Annotated in this window: 4 protein-coding genes; 2 read left to right on the top strand and 2 right to left on the bottom strand. The window is 55.9% G+C overall.

Features of this window, described 5'->3' with window-relative positions; genetic code table 11:
- The coding region (locus ACZAHD_RS21725; protein WP_462458009.1) for a hypothetical protein at positions 1 to 82 on the bottom strand (82 nt) is incomplete at its 3' end.
- A 12-nt stretch (positions 83 to 94) separates the two neighbouring features.
- Entirely contained in the window at positions 95 to 3,145 is a 3,051-nt protein-coding gene (gene fdnG, locus ACZAHD_RS21720) for a formate dehydrogenase-N subunit alpha (protein ID WP_462458587.1), read from the bottom strand.
- 156 nt (positions 3,146 to 3,301) lie between these two features.
- Here fdnG and fdhD point away from each other — a divergent pair, with 156 nt between their 5' ends.
- Together fdhD and ACZAHD_RS21710 are read left to right on the top strand one after the other, a co-directional pair.
- Entirely contained in the window at positions 3,302 to 4,138 is an 837-nt protein-coding gene (gene fdhD, locus ACZAHD_RS21715; protein WP_462458586.1) for a formate dehydrogenase accessory sulfurtransferase FdhD, read from the top strand.
- A gap of 128 nt (positions 4,139 to 4,266) precedes the next feature.
- Positions 4,267 to 4,479 carry a YdgH/BhsA/McbA-like domain containing protein gene (locus ACZAHD_RS21710; RefSeq protein ID WP_462458585.1) on the top strand — a complete coding sequence of 71 codons (213 nt, stop codon included), beginning with the start codon at positions 4,267 to 4,269 and terminating at the stop codon, positions 4,477 to 4,479.
- The last annotated feature ends 8 nt before the right edge of the window (positions 4,480 to 4,487 follow it).

Below are 4,487 nucleotides of genomic sequence, written 5' to 3'. Positions count from 1 at the left end.
GCTGGTGGTCCCGCGCCTGAGGCGCGGGCGTGAAACCGTTAGTCGCGGAACGACGAATGATGTCTTGCGATTGATAAGTCATAAGTCGTCTCCGTTACACCTTTTCCACGTTCACGAGGAAGGCCTTAAACTCCGGCGTTTGCGTGTTCGCATCGCCGACGAACGGCGTCAGGGTGTTCGCAATGAACCCTTTCTTCGCCACGCCCTCATAACCCCAGTGGATCGGAATACCGATGGTATCTACCTGCTGACCGTGAACGTTCAGCGTGCGGATACGCTTGGTCACCACCGCCTTGGCTTTAATATAGCCGCGGTTAGAGGAGACCTTCACGGTATCGCCATGGGCGATGCCGAGCTTGCCCGCCAGCTTCTCGCCGATCTCCACAAACTGTTCCGGCTGCGCGATGGCGTTAAGCAGCGCGTGCTTGGTCCAGTAGTGGAAGTGCTCGGTCAGACGATAGGTGGTGCCCACGTACGGGAATTTGTCCTTTTTACCCAGCGCTTCAAAGTCGCCCTTGAAGATACGAGCTGCCGGGTTAGAGACGACATTCGGGTGCAGCGGGTTGGTGCCCAGCGGCGTTTCAAACGGCTCGTAGTGTTCCGGGAACGGACCTTCCGCCATCTTATCGAGAGCAAACAGGCGACCCATGCCTTCGGGCTGCATGATGAACGGCCCGACGTCGGTACCCGGTGCGGCGGCACTGTAGTCCGGAATGTCCACGCCGCCCCATTTTACGCCGTCCCATTTCAACAACTGGCGTTTCGGATCCCATGGTTTACCCTGTGGGTCCGCAGAGGCACGGTTATACAGAATGCGACGGTTGAGCGGCCATGCCCAGGCCCAGCCCAGCGTATTACCCAGCCCTGACGGGTCGGCGTTATCGCGACGCGCCATCTGGTTACCTTCCGGCGTCCAGCTACCGGCGAAGATCCAACAACCGCTGGCGGTGGTGCCATCATCGCGTAGCTGCGCAAACGAGCTGAGCTGCTGGCCTTTCTTGACGATCACTGTGCCGGTTGCCGGGTCGGTAATATCCGCCAGCGCCTTGCCGTTGCTCTCCATCGCCACCTCTTCCGAAGCGGGCTCATGCGGTGTGGAGTAGTTCCAGGTCATGTTCAACACCGGCTCAGGAGCCGAGCCGCCGGTTTCAGCGTACATTTTCCGCAGACGTAAGAAGATACCAGCGAGGATTTCGCCATCGGTGGTCGCAATCCCTGGAGCATCCGCGCCTTTCCAGTGCCACTGCAACCAGCGGCCGGAGTTGACGATAGAGCCGTTCTCTTCGGCGAAGCAGGTGGACGGCAGGCGGAACACTTCAGTCTGTATTTTTGACGGATCAACATCGTTCGACTCACCGTGGTTTTGCCAGAAGGTGGACGTTTCGGTGTTGAGCGGGTCGATGGTCACCAGGAACTTCAGTTTCGACAGCGAGGCGACCACTTTGTTTTTGTTCGGGAATGACGCTACCGGGTTAAAGCCCTGGCAAATATAGCCATTGACCTTGCCTTGGTACATCATCTCGAAGTACTGCAGGACGTCGTAGCCCTTATCCCACTTCGGCAACCAGTCAAAGCCCCAACTGTTTTCCGCCGTGGCTTTATCGCCAAAGAAGGCCTTCATCATCGAGACGAAGAATTTCGGGTAGTTGCCCCAGTAGTTCACCTGATCTTTCAGCAGCGGCTTCGGCGTGTTGGCGGCCAGGTAGGTTTGCAGGTCGGTCTGTTTCTCATTCGGCAGCGTCATATAACCCGGCAGGCTCTGCGACAGCAGCCCCAGGTCGGTCAGCCCCTGAATGTTGGAGTGGCCACGCAAGGCGTTCACGCCGCCGCCGGCCATCCCCATATTGCCGAGCAGCAGTTGGATCATCGCCATGGTACGGATGTTCTGTGCACCAATAGAGTGCTGTGTCCAGCCCAGCGCGTAGAGGAATGACGCGGTTTTATCGTGAACGCTGGTTTCCGCGATGTACTCACAGACTTTCAGGAAGTCCGCTTTTGGCGTACCGCAGATATTTTCCACAACCTCCGGGGTATAGCGCGAAACGTGCTGCTTCAGCAGATTCCATACGCAGCGCGGATGTTGCAGCGTGGTGTCGCGTTTCGCGAAGCCGTTTTCGTCCAGCTCATAGTTCCAGCTGGTCTTATCGTATTTGCGACTTGCCGCGTCATAGCCACTGAACAACCCGTCGTCGAAACGGTAATCCTCACGCACGATCAGGCTGGCGTTGGTATAGGCTTCGGTGTACTCGCGGTTGAATTTTTCGTTATTCAGCAGGTACAGGATGACGCCTGACAAGAAGGTGATGTCAGTACCGGAACGAATCGGGGTATAGAAGTCGGCTACCGACGCCGTACGCGTAAAGCGTGGGTCGATAACAATCAGCTTCGCGCCGTTGTGGATTTTGGCTTCCATCGCCCAGCGGAACCCTACCGGGTGCGCTTCAGCGGCATTACCGCCCATCACCACGATCAGGTTGGCGTTTTTGATGTCAACCCAGTGGTTGGTCATCGCACCGCGACCAAATGTTGGAGCAAGACTTGCTACCGTTGGTCCGTGTCAGACGCGCGCCTGGTTGTCGACCGCGAGCATACCGAGCGCACGGGTGAATTTCTGCGTTAAATAGCCGGTTTCGTTACTGGAGGCTGAAGCGCACAGCATGCCAGTGGTCAACCAACGGTTGACGGTGGTGCCAGCGTCGTTTTTGGCGATAAAGTTGGCATCGCGGTCTTCTTTCATCAGCTTCGCGATACGATCGAACGCGTCGTCCCAGCTGATTTGCTGCCACTTGTCGGAGCCTGGCGCACGATATTCCGGGAATTTCAGACGACTTTCGGAATGGATAAAGTCGACCAGACCCGCCCCTTTCGGGCAGAGCGCACCACGGTTGACCGGATGGTCAGGGTCACCTTCGATATGAAAGATGGATGCTTTGGCGTTTTTCGCACCGTCACCGAGGCTATACATTAACAGCCCACAACCGACAGAACAGTACGTACAGGTGTTACGGGTTTCACGGGTACGCAGCAGTTTATATTGCCGGGTTTCCGCGAGTGCAGCGCCCGGGGCAAAACCCAGTGCTGCAGCCGTTGTGCCTGCCATACCGCCAGCGCAGATCTTAAAGAACTGCCTTCTGCTGACCTGCATGGTTCACTCCTTGTATCGACATTGTCACATGTAGTTATTTACTTTGCGGTAAGCACCGCAAAGGTTCAGAATTGGGAAAGATCACCCTTTCACTTGAAGGGGAATGCAAAGAATACCACATTGTGTGTATGCCTGTTCCAATACGGTTAAAACAAAGTGAATAAGAACCCTCCCGAACAAATTGAAAATGTGACAAGCATCACGGGATGTCGTCAGGTCGCGCTCTGGAAGCGCGATGATTTGCAACATCCTCAGTCTGATGAACTGGCCGAAGAAGTTCCTGTGGCGCTGGTCTATAACGGCATCTCACACGTTGTCATGATGGCCTCTCCCAAGGACCTGCAACGATTTGCCGTCGGTTTTTCCTTATCTGAAGGGATTATTGAACACCGGCGCGAGATCTACGGGATGGAGGTCGTACAGGCCTGCAACGGTCTGGAAGTTCAGATTGAGCTTTCCAGCCGTCGTTTTATGGGGCTGAAAGAGCGCCGTCGCGCGCTGGCCGGGCGAACGGGCTGCGGCGTTTGCGGGGTTGAGCAGCTCAACGATATCGGCAAGCCCGTGCAACCTTTACCGTTCACACAAACCTTCAGGCTGGAGAATCTCGATCGCGCGCTAGAGCAGCTTCGTGATGTTCAGCCGATTGGGCATATCACCGGTTGCACTCATGCGGCGGCGTGGCTGCGTCCGTCCGGTGAGTTGGTGGGCGGGCACGAGGATGTCGGACGTCATGTCGCGCTGGATAAACTGCTGGGGCGGCGCGTAGAAGAGGGTGATGACTGGCAATGCGGGGCGGCGTTAGTCTCCAGCCGCGCCAGCTACGAGATGGTGCAGAAGGCAGCAATGTGCGGGGTGGAAATTCTGTTTGCGGTTTCCGCCGCCACCGCACTGGCTGTGGAGGTCGCCGAGCGCTGTAACCTGACGTTGGTGGGGTTTTGCCGCCCGGGCAGGGCGACGATTTACAGCCATCCGCAGCGACTGCTCGCTGGTTAAATTTAAGTCAATTTTTTTGAATGATGACAACAAATCCTTCCGCTTTTTGTTTGGTGATGTGAGGACTACTATTTATCACATCAAGGCACGGCGCCTTATTCAAACAACTAACGTAAAGGGTTTATATCATGAAAAGCATCAAAACTTTTGTCGCAGTTATCGCTCTGGCCGCTTCTTTTGGTTCTTTCGCTGCGGAAACCGTGACCGCTACCGCCGCAACGATGGACGGTGCAGAAGCGAAAATCGCCTCTCAGGCCCAGGCCGCAGGCGCATCATCTTACAAAATTACCGAAGCGTTTACCGGTAACCACGTACACATGACGGCGGAACTGAATAAATAAGCGTAAAG

The sequence above is a fragment of the Raoultella sp. genome, assembly GCF_039594335.1.
GTDB lineage: Bacteria > Pseudomonadota > Gammaproteobacteria > Enterobacterales > Enterobacteriaceae > Klebsiella.
This window is presented reverse-complemented; position numbering and strand designations above follow the sequence as displayed.

Coding starts and splice junctions, on each gene's coding strand:
- ACZAHD_RS21710 (WP_462458585.1), top strand. CDS start 4,267: ATGAAAAGCATCAAAACTTTTGTCGCAGTTATCGCTCTGGCCGCTTCT.